Origin of the sequence: Amycolatopsis thailandensis (assembly GCF_002234405.1) — a bacterium.
In the GTDB taxonomy this organism is placed as follows: domain Bacteria; phylum Actinomycetota; class Actinomycetes; order Mycobacteriales; family Pseudonocardiaceae; genus Amycolatopsis; species Amycolatopsis thailandensis.
In genome coordinates, this window is the sequence record NZ_NMQT01000376.1 from 1 (window position 1) to 644 (window position 644).

Genomic DNA, 644 nt, shown 5'->3' on the forward strand with positions numbered 1-644 from the left:
CGTCGCCGCCGTGGCGGTGGCCGGGGTGTGCACGGTTCTCGGGGTATTGACCCTGCTGACAGTACCGACGCCGCGAGCACCGGCGACGGCCGAGCCTCCCGGCGGGAAATCCCGATCCCGGCGTGCTCTCGGTCCCCTCGCCGACGGCCGCGTCCGGGTACTGCTGGGGATCACCGCCTTCGACATGCTGGCGTTCGGCTGCATCGTCGTCGGGGTGTCCGCCGCGGCCGCGTCGGGCGGGAATCCCGGCCTGTCCGGCGTACTGCTCGGCGCTTACTCGGTCGGCGCGGTGGTCAGCGCTCTCGGGTACGGCATGCGGCATCGCGAGGCCCGCCCCCGCCGCCAGCTCGTCACTTTCCACACCGCCTCCGCCGTGCTTCTCGTCGCCACCGGGGTCGCGCCCGGACTCGTCCTGGCGGGTGTGGCGCTGCTCGCCGTCGGCCTGGTCAGCGGTCCCCGCGACACGCTGCACCAGATCGTGCTCGGTGAGGTGGCCCCGCCCCGGCAGCGGACCGAGGCGTTCGCGTGGATGAGCACCTTCATGTGGGTGGGCAACGGCATCGGCACGGCCGTCGCCGGCCAGCTCGTGACCTGGAACGAGGGTGACCACACCACGACGTTCCTGGCGGCCGCGGCCGCGGCCG

At 73.8% G+C, this 644-nt stretch carries 1 protein-coding gene; it reads left to right on the forward strand.

Annotated elements, in window-relative coordinates; genetic code table 11:
- Window positions 1–644 (forward strand): MFS transporter (locus tag CFP71_RS44555; protein WP_167406487.1); only part of this gene is annotated, 644 nt, incomplete at both ends.